Origin of the sequence: Escherichia sp. KCJ4928 (genome assembly GCF_004352695.1) — a bacterium.
Classification (GTDB): domain Bacteria; phylum Pseudomonadota; class Gammaproteobacteria; order Enterobacterales; family Enterobacteriaceae; genus ECMA0423.
The window spans coordinates 1-255 of record NZ_SJWV01000812.1 but is presented as its reverse complement, the minus strand read 5'-3'; the positions used below and the strand labels follow the sequence as shown (position 1 = coordinate 255).

The 255-nt window shown below is 59.2% G+C and carries 1 protein-coding gene; it reads left to right on the top strand.

Features of this window, described 5'->3' with window-relative positions; all coding sequences use genetic code 11:
- A partial coding sequence (locus tag E0D98_RS26895; protein WP_131891715.1) for an inovirus-type Gp2 protein occupies positions 1–255 on the top strand: 255 nt, incomplete at both ends.

Genomic DNA, 255 nt, shown 5'->3' with positions numbered 1-255 from the left:
ACACTATCACCTGCTGCTGCTGGTCAACCGGGATACCTGGTGTCGTGCCGGCGATTACCGCGCTCCGGGGTCACTGGCCGGGATGATTAAACAGGCCTGGTGCAGTGCCCTGGGAGTGGATGCCGGATGTTATGACACGCTGGCACATTTTCCTGACAAGCCAGCGGTGTGGCTGGAACGCGATGATGAAACCGGCTTTCAGCAGGTGCTGGAACGTTCTGGCTATCTGGCGAAGGAGCATACCAAAGCTCGCGG